Source organism: Dyella sp., from assembly GCF_035508675.1.
Lineage (GTDB): Bacteria > Pseudomonadota > Gammaproteobacteria > Xanthomonadales > Rhodanobacteraceae > Dyella_B.
Genome location: NZ_DATJMN010000306.1, coordinates 1 through 14,262 on the forward strand (window position 1 = coordinate 1; position 14,262 = coordinate 14,262).

The 14,262-nt window shown below is 64.4% G+C and carries 15 protein-coding genes; all 15 read left to right on the forward strand.

All coding sequences use genetic code 11. The features are described 5' to 3' along the window. The first annotated feature begins 399 nt into the window (after nucleotides 1-399). The gene (locus tag VMA74_RS16220) at nucleotides 400-888 is read left to right on the forward strand and encodes a flagellar basal body-associated FliL family protein (RefSeq protein WP_325368806.1); all 489 of its coding nucleotides are present in this window, start codon (nucleotides 400-402) and stop codon (nucleotides 886-888) included. Nucleotides 889-901: 13 nt separating this feature from the next. Beyond that, nucleotides 902-1,918 carry a flagellar motor switch protein FliM gene (fliM, locus tag VMA74_RS16225; protein ID WP_325368808.1) on the forward strand — a complete coding sequence of 339 codons (1,017 nt, stop codon included), beginning with the start codon at nucleotides 902-904 and terminating at the stop codon, nucleotides 1,916-1,918. Next, complete coding sequence (fliN, locus tag VMA74_RS16230; RefSeq protein WP_414649623.1) at nucleotides 1,915-2,274, forward strand: flagellar motor switch protein FliN; 360 nt, start codon at nucleotides 1,915-1,917, stop codon at nucleotides 2,272-2,274. Before fliM ends, fliN begins: the two co-directional genes overlap by 4 nt. A 5-nt stretch (nucleotides 2,275-2,279) precedes the next feature. Continuing rightward, nucleotides 2,280-2,657: a flagellar biosynthetic protein FliO gene (gene fliO, locus VMA74_RS16235; RefSeq protein WP_325368810.1), complete on the forward strand. Its 378-nt coding sequence runs from the start codon at nucleotides 2,280-2,282 to the stop codon at nucleotides 2,655-2,657. Between the two features lie 125 nt (nucleotides 2,658-2,782). After that, nucleotides 2,783-3,532, forward strand: coding sequence for a flagellar type III secretion system pore protein FliP (fliP, locus tag VMA74_RS16240; protein WP_414649626.1), 750 nt, complete (start codon nucleotides 2,783-2,785; stop codon nucleotides 3,530-3,532). Continuing rightward, entirely contained in the window at nucleotides 3,529-3,798 is a 270-nt protein-coding gene (gene fliQ / locus VMA74_RS16245) for a flagellar biosynthesis protein FliQ (protein WP_325368815.1), read from the forward strand. Before fliP ends, fliQ begins: the two co-directional genes overlap by 4 nt. Then, a complete protein-coding gene (gene fliR, locus VMA74_RS16250; protein WP_325368817.1) occupies nucleotides 3,795-4,562 on the forward strand; it encodes a flagellar biosynthetic protein FliR in 768 nt (255 codons plus the stop codon). The genes fliQ and fliR overlap by 4 nt, the downstream gene beginning before the upstream one ends. Before the next feature lie 3 nt (nucleotides 4,563-4,565). Next, nucleotides 4,566-5,705, forward strand: a complete 1,140-nt coding sequence (gene flhB / locus VMA74_RS16255) for a flagellar biosynthesis protein FlhB (protein ID WP_325368819.1) — start codon at nucleotides 4,566-4,568, stop codon at nucleotides 5,703-5,705. Between the two features lie 17 nt (nucleotides 5,706-5,722). Continuing rightward, nucleotides 5,723-7,813: a flagellar biosynthesis protein FlhA gene (gene flhA, locus VMA74_RS16260; protein WP_325368821.1), complete on the forward strand. Its 2,091-nt coding sequence runs from the start codon at nucleotides 5,723-5,725 to the stop codon at nucleotides 7,811-7,813. 155 nt (nucleotides 7,814-7,968) lie between these two features. Beyond that, nucleotides 7,969-9,309, forward strand: a complete 1,341-nt coding sequence (gene flhF / locus VMA74_RS16265; RefSeq protein ID WP_325368823.1) for a flagellar biosynthesis protein FlhF — start codon at nucleotides 7,969-7,971, stop codon at nucleotides 9,307-9,309. 17 nt (nucleotides 9,310-9,326) lie between these two features. After that, nucleotides 9,327-10,250 (forward strand): MinD/ParA family ATP-binding protein, encoded by a 924-nt coding sequence (locus VMA74_RS16270; RefSeq protein WP_325368825.1) that lies wholly within the window; start codon nucleotides 9,327-9,329, stop codon nucleotides 10,248-10,250. 1 nt (nucleotide 10,251) lies between these two features. Continuing rightward, complete coding sequence (locus VMA74_RS16275; protein ID WP_325368827.1) at nucleotides 10,252-10,986, forward strand: RNA polymerase sigma factor FliA; 735 nt, start codon at nucleotides 10,252-10,254, stop codon at nucleotides 10,984-10,986. A gap of 245 nt (nucleotides 10,987-11,231) precedes the next feature. After that, nucleotides 11,232-11,639 carry a chemotaxis response regulator CheY gene (gene cheY / locus VMA74_RS16280; RefSeq protein ID WP_325368829.1) on the forward strand — a complete coding sequence of 136 codons (408 nt, stop codon included), beginning with the start codon at nucleotides 11,232-11,234 and terminating at the stop codon, nucleotides 11,637-11,639. After that, nucleotides 11,636-12,277, forward strand: a complete 642-nt coding sequence (locus VMA74_RS16285; protein WP_325368831.1) for a protein phosphatase CheZ — start codon at nucleotides 11,636-11,638, stop codon at nucleotides 12,275-12,277. Before cheY ends, VMA74_RS16285 begins: the two co-directional genes overlap by 4 nt. 25 nt (nucleotides 12,278-12,302) lie before the next feature. Then, nucleotides 12,303-14,261 carry a chemotaxis protein CheA gene (locus VMA74_RS16290; RefSeq protein WP_325368833.1) on the forward strand — a complete coding sequence of 653 codons (1,959 nt, stop codon included), beginning with the start codon at nucleotides 12,303-12,305 and terminating at the stop codon, nucleotides 14,259-14,261. The last annotated feature ends 1 nt before the right edge of the window (nucleotide 14,262 follow it).

Consider the following 14,262-nt stretch of genomic DNA (forward strand, 5'->3'; position numbering starts at 1 on the left):
CCCCTGCGAAGTAGGGGAGGGCTGGGGTGGGGTTGCTCGAGCTTGCAGCATGCTTTGAGCTCATCGCGAGGTTGCTTCACCCCACCCCAACCCGCCCCTACTACACGTAGGGGAGGGAGCAGATCCGGCGAGATGGGATTCGACGCCAATCAGCTACTTCGCAGAAGAGGGCATAGCCCTTCGCGTCATCGAACGCGCGCCGACGAATTCACCACACTCGTTTCGCGCCTACATCCCGGCACGCGTCAATAAAACGCCGCCCCGCCACCCGCACAAGCCCCGCAAACCGCGCCACTACGTGCTTTCAAAGCGTGGCACGCCACTTGCTAAAACCCCTGTAGCCAAGCCCGCTTCGCGTTCGAAGCGCGGTGTCATGTCTTGTATGGGATGGGGTTGTTCATGGCTAACGCCGAAGATATGGAAGACGAAGTCTCCGTCGCGCCGCCGAAGAAGAAAAGCGGCCGCACGATGATGTTTGCCGGCATTGCAGCGTTGGTGCTGCTGGGGGCGGGCGGTTATCTCTACACCCGCGGCCATGGTGCGCAAGCGGCGGTGACGCCGCCCAAGGCGCCGGAGCTGTTTCTGCCGCTGGACCCCGCCTTCGTGGTCAATTTCCAGGACCAGGACGCTACGCGCTACCTGCAGGTGGGCGTGACGGTGATGACGCACGATCCGTCCGCGATCCAGGCGATGAAAGACAGCGACCCGGTGATCCGCAATGCGTTGGTGATGTTGTTCAGCAGCCAGACCTACGCCGGGCTCAGCGACATCAACGGCAAGAAAAAACTGCAGGCCGAAGCGTTGGATGCCGTGCGCAAGATCGTGGCCGACAAGATCGGCAAGGCGGACGTGGACGCCATTTACTTCACCAGTTTCGTGATGCAGTGACGGGAGCGCGGCCATGAGCGACCTGCTTACCCAGGAAGAAATCGACGCCCTGATCAACGGCGTCGACGGCGGTCAGATCGAAACCGAAAGCGATGTGCCGCCGCCGGCGGGCACGGTGCTGGATTTCGATTTCACCCAGCAGGACCGCATCGTACGCGGCCGCTTGCCGACGCTGGAAATGATCAACGATCGCTTCGCGCGCTTCTTCCGCACCCAGCTGTTCGGCGTGCTGCGCAAGACCTGCGAAGTGTCGGTGCTGGGCGTGAAGATGCAGAAGTTCAGCGAATACGTGCACGGCTTGAACGTGCCGAGCAATCTGAACCTGGTCAAGGTGAAGCCGTTGCGCGGCACTGCGCTGGCGGTGATGGAGCCGCGGCTGGTGTTCTCCGTGATCGACAATTTCTTCGGCGGCGACGGTCGCTACCACGCACGCATCGAGGGCCGCGATTTCACGCCGACCGAGAATCGCGTGATCCAGATCCTGCTGGCCGAAGTATTCGTCGCGATGATCGAGGCCTGGGCGCCGGTGATGCCGGTGCAATTCGAATTCATCAACTCCGAGATCAACCCGCAGTTCGCCAACATCGTCAGCCCGACCGAAACCGTGGTGGTGTCGCGCTTCCACGTCGAACTCGATGGCGGTGGCGGCGAGGTGCATCTCACCCTGCCGTACGCGATGGTGGAACCGATCCGCACCATGCTCGACGCCGGCGTGCAGAGCGATCGCATGGGTGAGCGCGACGAGCGCTGGATCCATTGCCTGCATGACGAAGTGATGGATGCCGAGGTCGAACTCACGGCGCTGCTGCTGGAAACCGAAGTCAGCATCGGCGAATTTCTCAGCCTGCGCATCGGCGACGTGATTCCGATCACCCTCCCTGACGTCACCACCGTGTTTGCCGAAGACATCCCGATTTTCCGCGGCGAGTACGGCCAGACCAACGGCCGCTTTGCCGTTCGCTACAAAAAGGCGGCCGGCCGCCGCGCACCGCTTCCCACTTTCGACTTTGCCCCGGAAAAAATCGCATGAGCCAGAACTTCGATTCCGCACATGGCCTGAACGCCAAAAACGGCGAGCAGCCCATCGAGTTCGACACCTTGAACGGCGTGGGCGGGGACAAGGCCGACGTCAGCCTGGACATGATCCTGGATGTGCCGGTGACCCTGGCGATGGAAGTGGGCCGCACGCGCATCAGCATCCGCAACCTGCTGCAACTCAACCAGGGCTCGGTGGTGGAACTTGACCGCGCTGCCGGTGAGCCGCTGGACGTATTCGTCAACGGTACGCTGGTGGCGCACGGCGAAGTGGTGGTGATCAACGAGAAGTTCGGCATCCGTCTCACCGACGTGATCAGCCCCGCCGAACGCGTGCGCAAGCTGAGATGAGCATCATGATGACCGCATTGGCGCGCGCGCCGGTGGCGAGCGTGCCCGATATCAACGTGACCGGCGAATTGATCCGGGTGATGTTGAGCCTGGGTGCGATCGTGGCGCTGATCGTTGCCGCGGGTTGGTTGACGCGTCGCCTGCAGGCGCGGCAGGTGGGTGGTGGACGCCGGCTGCGCTGCATCGAAACGATGCCGATCAGCACGCGCGAGCGCGTAATGCTGATCGAAGCCGATGGCAAGCGTTTGCTGGTCGGCGTGGGGGCCGGCGGCATCCGCGCGCTGCATGTCTATGAAGGCACGGTGCCGGTGGACGCCACGCCGGCGCCTGCGCCGCTGCCGCCTTTTGCGGAGTTGTTGGGGCGCTTGGGGCGGAAGTCATGAATGACGTCGCATGCGAAAGATTCCATACGCCGGCGCAAGCAAAGTCACTGGGCCCCGGCGTGCGCCGGGGTGACGGGATCGGGAAGCTTCTGGTGGGCTTGCTGCTGACGGCGTTACTGGCACTGATGTCATTCGGCGCACACGCAGCAACCACAACCACCTCGACGGCAATCACCCCGATCGCCCCCATCTCGCCCGCCGCCGGCATCCCCATGCTGACCGTGCAGAATGCCAGTGGCGGCCAGAACTGGAGCCTGTCGCTGCAAGTGGTCGCACTGATGACGGTGCTGACCTTGTTGCCGGCCGTGCTGCTGATGATGACCTCGTTTACCCGCATCATCATCGTGCTGAGTTTTCTGCGCCAGGCGCTGTCCACGCAATCCACGCCGCCGAACCAGGTGCTGCTCGGGCTGGCGCTGTTCCTTACCTTCTTCGTGATGTCGCCGGTGCTCAACCGCGCCTACGAGAGCGGCGTAAAGCCGTACATGGATCACCAGATCAGCGCCGAAGCCGCGATTCCCGCCGCGGCCGCGCCGTTCAAGCGCTTCATGCTGAACCAGACGCGCGATGCGGATCTGCAACTGTTCACGCACCTGGCCAAGGAACAACCCTATGCCAGCAAGGACGACGTGCCGTTCCGCGTGGCCATGCCGGCCTTCGTCACCAGTGAATTGAAGACCGCGTTCCAGATGGGCTTTCTGTTGTTCATCCCGTTCCTGGTGATCGACATCGTGGTGGCGAGCGTACTGATGTCGATGGGCATGGCGATGGTGTCGCCGTCGATTATCTCGCTGCCGTTCAAGATCATGTTGTTCGTGATGGTGGATGGCTGGTCGTTGCTGATGGGAACGCTGGCCGGGAGTTTCTACACATGACGCCGGAATGGGTGATCCACTTCGGCCAGCATGCCCTCTACATCGGCATGCTCATCGCCGCGCCGTTGTTGCTAACCGCGCTGCTGGTCGGTTTGCTCGTCGGCGTGATCCAGGCTGCCACGCAGATCCACGAAATGACGCTGAGCTTCATTCCCAAGCTGCTGGCGATGGCGGCGGTGGGGCTGGTGGCGGGGCCGTGGATGCTGCATACGCTGGTGCAATTCACGCACGACATCATCGTGGGGCTGCCGGAGGCGGTCAAATGACGATCGAGCTGGCCACGCTGATCCACTGGCTGTCCGGCATGTTCTGGGCGCTCGGTCGCGTGGGCGGCTTCTGCATGGCGGCGCCGATCTTCAATGCCACGGTGGTGCCGGCGCGCATTCGCGTTGCGCTGACCGTCGTGCTCACGCTGGTGCTGGCGCCGCTGGCGCCGACGCAGTTGGATCTGCTCAGTGCCGCCGGCGTGGCGACGATGGCCATGCAGATGTTGATCGGCGCCAGCATCGGCTTCGTGCTGCAGCTGGTGTTCCAGGCGGTGTCATATGGCGGCATTTTGATCGGGCAAAGCATGGGCTTGGGTTTTGCCGAGCTGATCAGCCCGACCAGCAATACCAGCGTGCCGGTGCTGGGACAGTTCTACATGGTGATGGTGAGCCTGCTGTTCCTGGCGATGGACGGCCATTTGCAGGTGATCGAACTGCTGGCGGAGAGCTTTCGCGGACTGCCGCCCGGCGTCACGGGGATGGATACGAAGTCCTTGTGGGTGCTCATCATGGCGGGCGGCGACCTGTTTTCCGGCGCATTGCGGGTGGCCTTGCCGGCCATGACGGCGCTGTTGCTGGTGAACGTCGGTTTCGCCGCCACCAGCCGCGCGTCACCGGCGATGAACCTGTTCGCGGTGGGTTTCCCGATCAGCATCTGCATGGGTTTCATCGCGCTGTGGCTGGCGATGCGTGGATTGATCAGTGCGTATTCGGCGCTGCAGTCCGTCGGCTGGGACCTGATGCGGCATTTGGCGGGGTTGTAAGCCATGGCCGAGACTGAACACGAGGACCGCACCGAACGAGCGTCGGACAAACGCCTGCAGGAAGCCCGCGAGAAAGGCGACATTCCCCGTTCGCGCGATCTTTCCGGCGCGATGGTGGTGCTGGCTGGTGCGAGCATCCTGCTTTCCTATAGCTCCAGCATGTATGCGCGCATGCAGCACATCTACGGACTGGGGCTGAACTACTCGCGCGAGGCCTTGTTCAGCGACGCGCTGATGTCGCGCGCCTTGCATGCGGCGCTCGGCGAGATGCTCGGTTTGCTGCTGCCGGTGTTCGCCGCGACGCTGATCGCTGCGGTGGGTTCGTCCGTGTTGATCGGCGGTTTGAGTTTCAGCTCGCAGGCGCTGGTGCCGAACTTCCAGCGGCTTGATCCGATCGGCGGATTGGCGCGGCTGGTCTCGCTCAATGGCTTGATCGAACTGGCGAAGTCGTTGTTGAAAGTCGCCTTTATCGGCGTTGCCTTGGTAGTGCTGCTGCGCCACGACGAAAGCGCGGTGATGGCAACCGGCCACGAAGCGATTGGCGCAGGCGTCGCGCACGCGCTGGTGTTGGTGGCGCACGCGGCGCTGTTGTTCGCGGTGCTGCTGGGCGTGATCGGCGGCCTCGACGCCTTGTGGCAGCGTTTCGACTACGACCGCAAGCATCGCATGTCCAAGCAGGAACTGAAGGACGAACACAAGGAAAGCGAAGGCGATCCGCACCTGAAGGGCCGTATCCGCCAGATGCAGCAGCAGATCGCGCGCCGCCGCATGATCCAGGACGTGCCCAAGGCCGACGTGATCGTGGTCAACCCCACGCACTTCGCCGTGGCGCTGCGTTACGACGATGCGCGCATGCGCGCGCCGCGGGTGGTGGCCAAGGGCCTGGACGTGCTGGCCATGCAGATTCGCCTGGTGGCCGATGCGCATCGCATTCCGCTGGTGGAAGCGCCGCCGCTGGCGCGTGCGCTGTACGCCACCACCGAGATCGGCCACGAGATTCCGTCCGCGCTGTACGTGGCGGTGGCGCAGATCCTCGCCTACGTCTACCAGCTCAAGCAGGCCACCGAGCGCGGCGGCCCGATTCCCGATGTGCCGCGGCCGGATATCGATCCCGAGCTGCAAGGCCGCTACCGCCAACCATGATTCGATAAGGCACACACATGGCAACCGCAAGCGTTCTGGACACCTTCAAGCAGGTCAGCCGCCGCGGCGCGGGGGCGCCGATCGTGATGCTCGCCATGCTGGCGATGCTGATGCTGCCGTTGCCGCCGTTCGTGCTGGACATGCTTTTCAGCTTCAACATTGCGTTGTCGCTGGTGATCCTGCTGGCAGTGGTGTACGTGATGCGGCCACTGGAATTCGCAGCGTTCCCTACCGTGGTGCTGCTCGCCACGTTGCTGCGCCTGGCGCTCAATATCGCGTCCAGCCGCGTGATTCTGTTGCACGGCCACGACGGCGCCGGCGCGGCGGGCAAGGTGATCGAGGCGTTCGGCGAATTCGTGATCGGCGGCAATTTCGCCGTCGGCCTGGTGGTGTTCGCCATCCTCACCATCATCAACTTCGTGGTGGTCACCAAGGGCGCCACGCGCGTGTCGGAAGTGACCGCGCGCTTCACCCTCGATTCGATGCCCGGCAAGCAGATGGCGATCGACGCCGATCTCAACGCCGGCCTGCTGACGCAGGAACAGGCGCGCGAACGCCGCCAGGAAGTGCGCGAGGAAGCCGATTTCTATGGCTCCATGGACGGCGCCTCCAAGTTCGTGCGCGGCGATGCCACCGCCGGCATCCTGATCCTGTTCATCAACATCGTCGGCGGCTTCTTCGTCGGCATGCTGCAGCATGGCCTCAGTGCCGGCGAAGCGGCGCGCACGTACACGCTGCTGACCATCGGCGACGGCCTGGTCGCGCAGGTGCCGGGGCTGATGTTGTCGATCGCCACCGCGGTGATCGTCACGCGCGTGTCCAAAGCGCACGACATGGGCAAACAGGTGGTCGGCCAGGTGTTTGCGCAGCCGCGCGCGTTGGCCGTGGCAGGCGTAGTGCTGGGCACGATGGGCCTGATCCCCGGCATGCCGAACATCGCCTTCCTGATGCTGGCCGCCGTCTGCGGCGGCGCATCGTGGTTGATGATCAAGCGCGAAAAGGAGGCCAAGGAACGCCTGGCCGCGGCCTCCGCCGAAGCGTTGCCGGCGCCGGCTTCCACCGAACGCCTGGAACTTGGCTGGGAAGACGTCGCCAGCGTCGATCCGGTGGGCCTGGAGGTGGGTTATCGGCTGATTCCGCTGGTGGACAAGAACCAGGGCGGGGAGCTGATGTCACGCATCAAGTCGGTGCGCCGCAAGCTTTCGCAAGAATTGGGTTTTCTCGTTGCGGCCGTGCATATCCGCGACAACCTGGACCTGGGCCCCAATACGTATCGCATCGCGCTGATGGGCGTGCCGATGGGCGAGGCGGAGGTCTATGCCGAGCGCCATCTCGCCATCAACCCCGGCCGCGTGCACGGCACGCTGCAAGGCGTGCCCACGCGCGATCCCGCGTTTGGGCTGGAAGCGGTGTGGATCGACAACAACCAGCGCGACCATGCGCAGGCGTTGGGCTACACGGTGGTCGATCCGGCCACGGTGATCGCCACGCACCTTTCGCACATCCTGCAGAACCACGCACACGAATTGCTCAGCCACCAGGACGCGCAGCAGTTGCTGGACCGCCTGGCACAGACCGCGCCCAAGCTGGTGGAAGACCTGGTGCCCAAGCGCCTGTCGCTCGGCGTGGTGGTGAAAGTGCTGCAAAACCTGCTGGCCGAGCGGGTGCCGGTGCGCAATATGCGCACCATCGTCGAGTCTTTGGCGGAGCATGCCAGCCAAAGTCAGGATCCTGGCGCCCTCACCGCCTATGTGCGTGTCGCACTCGGCCGTCAAATTGTGCAGGAGATCGCAGGTTTGGGCGCGGAAATCCCGGTCCTGACCCTCGCTCCGGAGTTGGAACAGATCTTGCTCGGATCCCTCTCGAGCAGTGGTGCGGTCGGTGCGGCCGTGGAGCCCGGGCTCGCTGATCGCCTGCAGCAGAGCGTCGCCGAAGCGGCGCGCCGGCAGGAGGCGAACGGCGAACCGGCCGTGATGCTGGTGCAACCGCAACTGCGTCCGTGGCTCTCGCGCTTCACCCGCCACGTGGCCCAGAACCTGCATGTGCTGGCTTACAACGAAGTTCCGGATAACCGCCGCGTGCGGCTTGTTCAAGCCATCGGACGTTGAGGGCAAGGCCATCAACGTTCGCGGGCCACCAATGCGAAGTTGTTCGATGAGTGGGATGAGGTTGCGATGACTCGGGAGTATCGGATGGTGAGTATCAGCGTGAATAGGCAGCCGCTCCCGCGCGCAACGCCCGTTGCCGAGGGTGGGAGCGCCACATGAAGATCAAGCGCTTCATCGCTCCCGACATGCGCCAGGCCATGCGCGACGTGCGCGCCGAGCAGGGCGCCGACGCGGTGATCCTGTCCACGCGCCGTCTCGAAGAAGGCATCGAAATCATTGCCGCCGTCGATTACGACGAAGCGCTGATGCGCGAAGCCGCACGCGTCAACGCGCCCGCGCCGGTACCTGTAGCTGCATCCGCACCGACCAAGCCGCCGATGAAGGAAGCGGTAAAGGAAACCCCCAAAGAGCGCCTCAAGGACATCGCCAAAGAAGCGGCGAAGGAGCCGGCCAAGGAAACGCGCGCCATGACGCCACCGTCACCGCCACCCCCACCGTTGCCGCTGCCAGCCACCGAACTGGCCGCACTGCAGCCGGTGTTCGAACAGCACGCGCTGGAAACCGCGCGCATGCGCACCGAACTGGGCGGCCTGCGCCAATTGCTGGAACAGCAACTGTCCAGCCTGGCGTGGAACGACATGGAGCGCCGCAGCCCGATGCGTGCGCGCGTCCTGCGCGACATGTCGCGCCTGGGCATCGATACCGACGTGGCGCGCCAGCTCATCGATGAGCTGCCCGAAGAAATCAATGCCGACCAGGCGCGCTATCTGCCGCTCGGCCTGCTTAGCCGCAGCCTGAAAGTCAGCGGCCGCGCCCTGGCCGATGTGTGCGGCGTGATCGCGCTGGTTGGCCCCACGGGCGTGGGCAAGACCACCACCATCGCCAAGCTGGCGGCCTGCGCGGTCATGCACCACGGCCCGAACAAAGTGGCGCTGGTCAGCACCGATCACTACCGCATCGGTGCCGCCGCGCAGCTGGAACATTACGGCCGCCTGCTCGGCGTGCGCGTGTATCCCGCCTACGATGCAGTCGGCCTGGCGCAGACGCTGCACCTGTTACGCGACCACCACACCGTGCTGGTCGACACCGCTGGCGTGGCCGGCAACGACCCGCGCCTGCAGCAGCAGATGGAGGTGTTGCGTGAAGCCACCACCCATGGCGCCACCACGCTGCGCGCCTGCCTGGTACTTGCCGCGAATGCACAGGCGCCTGCGCTGGACGATTCGGTGCGCGCCTACCTGCCGCTGCAGCCCAGCGTATGCATTGCCACCAAGCTCGACGAAGCACCGAGCCTTGGCGGCCTGCTTTCCGTATTGATCCGTCACCGCATTCCCTTGGACTGCACCACCGATGGCCAACGTGTGCCCGAAGACATCAGCGCCGCCGATGCGCGCGTGCTGGTATGCCGCGCCGCGCAGCAGCAGCGCAAGCTCGGCTTCGCCGGCGAGGACCTGGACATGGCTGAGCGTTTCGGCATGGCGGTGGCGGGTCTATGACTAATGAGGCTTTGCAAGTGAACCAGGCAACCGGTTTGCAGAATCTGTTTTCCGCCACCCGCACGCAGCGGGAAGAACTCGACGCATTCATGCAGGCGGCCAGTTTGCGGCCGGTCGTGCCGCGCTCGCGCATCACGCGCACCATCGCGGTGGCGGGCGGCAAGGGCGGCGTGGGCAAGACCACCGTGGCGGTCAATCTGGCGATGGCGATGGCGATGGCCGGCCGCGACGTGATGCTGCTGGACGCCGACATGGGCGTGGCCAACGTGGATGTGCAGCTCGGCCTCAACCCGAGCCGCCACGTCGGGCACATGCTGGAAGGCCTGTGCACGCTGCAGGATCTGGTCATCCCCGCGCAGCATGGCCTGAAAGTGGTGCCGGGCGGCTCCGGCGTGCGCCGCCTGGCCAAGATGGGCAATGGCGAACACGCCGCGGTGATCCGCGCCTTCGACGAGCTGCGGCAGCCGCCGGAATTCCTGGTGGTGGATACGGCAGCCGGCGTGGCGGACAACGTCGCCATGTTCGCTGCCGCCTCCGACGACGTGCTGATCGTGGTGTGCGATGAACTGGCCTCGCTCACCGATGCGTATGCCTTGATCAAGATTCTCGCCCACGACTTCGGCGTGCGGCGCTTCCATATCGTCGCCAACATGGTGCGCCAGGCGGGCGACGCCAAGAAGCTGTTCGAAAAACTCGCGCGTGTGTGCGGGCGCTTCCTCGATATCGCGCTCGACTACATGGGCATGGTGCCGCACGACGAATGGTTGCGGCAGGCGATCCGGCGCCAGGGCGCGGTAGTCGACCTGTGGCCTTCCAGCCGTGCGGCGGTCGGATTCAAGCAATTGGCAGGTGCGGTCGATACATGGGGAAAACCCGCGTACCCGGACCTTGGTCGAATTGCTTTTTTCAGCGGGCAGAGCCTGCCGGCTGCGGGGTGGTGACATGAATGTGGCTTCGGAATATCTGCAGCTGCAACGCGAGGACGCGGACCAACTGGTGCGCAAGCATGCGCCGCTCGTGCGGCGCATTGCCTACCACCTGATGGGCCGGCTGCCGCCGAGCGTTGACGTAGGAGATTTGATGCAGGCGGGCATGATCGGCTTGCTGGAGGCGGCGCGAAACTTCACGACCGATCGCGCGGCCAGCTTCGAAACGTATGCGGGCATCCGCATCCGTGGCGCGATGCTGGACGAACTGCGGCGCACCGATTGGACCCCGCGCTCGGTGCACCGCAAGGTGCGCGAAGTGGCGGAAGTGACGCGGCAGATCGAAAACGAAACCGGCGCCGATGCGGATAGCGCCGAGGTGATGAAGCGGCTCGGCATGACCGCCGAGGAGTATCACCAGGTGCTGTCCGACGCGACCAACGCGCGACTGCTGAGCCTGACGGCGCCGGATGACGGCGAAGGCGGCGAGGCTGGCGCGCTGGACGTGATCGACCACGACGGCCTGGGTCCGCAGGACAGCTTCGAGCAGGAAAACCTGAGCGGAGCCTTGGCCGAGGCGATCGGTACGCTGCCGGAGCGCGAACAACTGGTGATGTCCCTGTACTACGAGCAGGAGATGAACCTGAAAGAAATCGGCCTGGTGCTCGGCGTGACCGAATCGCGCGTGTGCCAGATCCACGGCCAGGCACTGGTCCGATTGCGCGCACGCATGAGCGACTGGCGCGGTTAGCAACAACGAACGAGAAGGAGCGGGCAACGAGTTTCAGGTCAGCAACACGCATTCCGCGCACCGATGGTGCATGCCTCTTTCTTCGGAAGAGGGCTTCCGGGCAATCGAGATACGGCAGCGCATCCAGGCTTGGCCGACCGACCTACCCGAGGAACCTTCTTCCGAAGGACAGAAGAAACACCGACGGTTCGCACCTCACTCGTTTCTCGACTCCCCCTCGTTTTCAAAGCCTCTGGAGAACGTGTTTGGACAAGAACATGAAAATTCTGGTGGTGGACGACTTCTCCACCATGCGGCGAATTGTTCGCAACCTGCTGGTCGAGCTGGGTTTCAGCAACCCGCTCATCCAGGAAGCCGACGACGGCAACAACGCTTTGGCGATGCTCAAGGCCAACAGCTTCGACATGGTCGTCACCGACTGGAACATGCCGAACATGACCGGCATCGAGCTGCTGCAGGCCATTCGCGCCGAGCCCAAGCTGAAAGGCCTGCCGGTGCTGATGGTCACCGCCGAAAACAACCGCGAGCAGATCATCGCTGCCGCCCAGGCCGGCGTGAACGGCTACATCGTCAAACCTTTTACGGCGAACACGCTCAAGGAAAAGCTCGACAAGATTTTTGAGCGCCTGGCCGCTAGTGGAGCTTCCGCATGAATGCCGTGACCGTCCCCGTCAACGAGACCCTTCCGCCGGAAGTGCTCGATCTGCTCAACAGCAAGGACGGCGCTGCATTCGAGCAAGCGCTAGATGCCATGGTGCGCCAGCGCGAACAGCATCTGTTCCGTGCGCTCGGCGTGCTGGCACGCGATCTGCACGGTGCCGTGTCCCGCCTGGGCAGCGACCTGGCCAACGAGGGCGTGCCCGACAGCATGGTCGATGCGCGCAACTATCTGGCCGAAGTGCTGGAGATGAGTGCGCAGGCGGCGCATCGCAGCCTCGATTTCGTCGACCGCATCCGTCCGGAAGCCGAGGCACTGTCCAACAACGCCAAAGCCGTGCTGGATTTCAACGACAGCGAAACCGATCCGGCCGCGGTGCTCGCGCGCCAGGCGCAGGTGTTTGCCGGTGCGTGCAGCGAAGGCCTCAACGACATGGTGCTGGTGCAGTCCTGGCAGGACCTGGCCGGCCAGCGTGTCAAGAAAGTGGTCGGCTTCATCGAGAGTGTGGAATCGTCGCTGCTGGAACTGGTGCGCCTCACCGGTGCACTGGCCGGGCGCGAAGCGCCGGTGGAAGTGGCGAAGGTGCATAGCCAGGACGAAGTAGATCGTTTGCTGAGCGAATTCGGGTTTTGATGGTTGCCACCGGAAAGAGAGCTTGATGGACGCCAACCTCGACAGCGAGCTGCGTGACGATTTCCTGGTCGAGGCCGGGGAGTTGGTGCAACGGCTGGGCGAACAGCTGATCGAGCTGGAAGCTTCGCCGCACGATCGCGAATTGCTCAATGCCGTGTTCCGTGTCTTCCACACGGTGAAAGGCGGCGCGGGCTTTCTTGGTATCGAGCCGATGGTGCAGCTGTGCCATTGCGCCGAGGAACTGCTCAACGACGCGCGCAACGGCAAGCTGGTGCTGAACTCGACGCACATGGATGCGTTGCTCGAGGCGTTGGACCTGCTCAACGGCATGATGTCCGCGCTGGCGAGCGGCGAAGCCATGTCACCGCCGCCCGCCGCGTTGCTCGAACGTCTGCAGCCTGCGGTAGAAAACACTGCAACGGCAAGCGAACCGGCCAAGCCGGCGCGTTCGGCCGATCCCATCGAAGCCGAATTCGAGGCCCTGCTCGACACGCTGTACGGGCAGGGCGGCGCACCCGGTGCCACCAAGCACGCCTCCAACGACATCAACGACGACGAATTCGAAAGCCTGCTCGATGCGTTGCACGGCAAAGGTGCGCCGCCGGGCGCGGTAAAAGCGGCCGAGCCGGAAAAGAAAGAGATCAGCGACGACGAATTCGAAGCCCTGCTCGACAACCTGCACGGCAAGGGCGCGGCGCCGGGCCAACCGGCTGCGGTACCCGCAGCGCCGGCTCCTTCGCCTGCTCTCGCGCCGGCTCCTGCAGCGGCGGAGCCGGCGCGTCCGGCTGCTGCGGCAAAACCATCGGCCGCCGAAAACACGGTGCGCGTCGACACCACGCGGCTGGATACTTTGGTCAACCGTGCCGGCGAACTGGTGCTGTTGCGCAATCGCCTGCTCAGCCTGGCTTCGCGCAGCGACAACGAAACGCTGGCGACGATGGCCGGCGATCTCGATCGCGTCTCCGACGATCTGCAGAACGCCGTGCTCGGCATGCGCATGCAGCCGGTCGGCCGTTTGTTTCAACGCTTTCCGCGCATCGTGCGCGATCTCGCACGCCAGCTCGGCAAAGACATAGAACTCATCACCGAAGGCGAAGAGACCGATCTGGACCGCAGCCTGGTCGAAGCCTTGGCCGATCCGCTGATTCACTTGCTGCGTAACGCGGTCGACCACGGCCTGGAAGATCCGGCCGGGCGCGAACGCGCCGGCAAGCCGCGCAAGGGCAAGGTAAAGCTCTCGGCCAGCCAGCGCGGCGAACGCATCGTGATTTCGGTGAGCGACGACGGACGCGGCATGGATCCGGACGTGCTTCGCCGCAAAGCGGTGGAGAAAGGCGTCATCGATGCGACGCAGGCCGCGCGCCTGTCCGAAGTGGAATGCTATGAACTGATTTTCCGCCCTGGCTTCAGCACGGCCGCGCAGATCTCCGATATTTCCGGTCGCGGCGTCGGCATGGACGTGGTGAAAACGCGCGTGGCCGAACTCGGCGGCACGCTGCAGGTGCATTCGCGCCTCGGGTCCGGCAGTACGCTGGAACTGACCGTGCCGCTGACGCTGGCGATCTTGCGTGTGCTGATGGTGCGGGTGGGCGATCGCCTGTTCGCCCTGCCGCTGGGCAACGTCAGCGAAGTGTTCGAGTTGAATCCGCAACATGACCACATGCTCGACGGCCGCCGTGTCGCCGCGCACCGCGGACGTGCGCTGGTGCTGGGCGATCTCGGCGATTGGGCCGGCGTGCCGGGCTCGGTTGGCCGCCACGTGGTGGTGTTGCACGTGGGCCACATGCACCTGGGTTGCCTGGTGCACGAAGTGATCGGCCGTGAAGACGTGATGGTGAAGCCGCTGGGACCGTTGTTCGAAGGCGTGCCGGGGGTGGCGGGCGCCACCGTGACCGGCGACGGACGGCTTGCACTGGTGCTGGATCTCGCTGCGTTGTCGCAAGACGACGGGCGGTTGTTGCCATCGCTGAAGGTGTCGGCGTGAT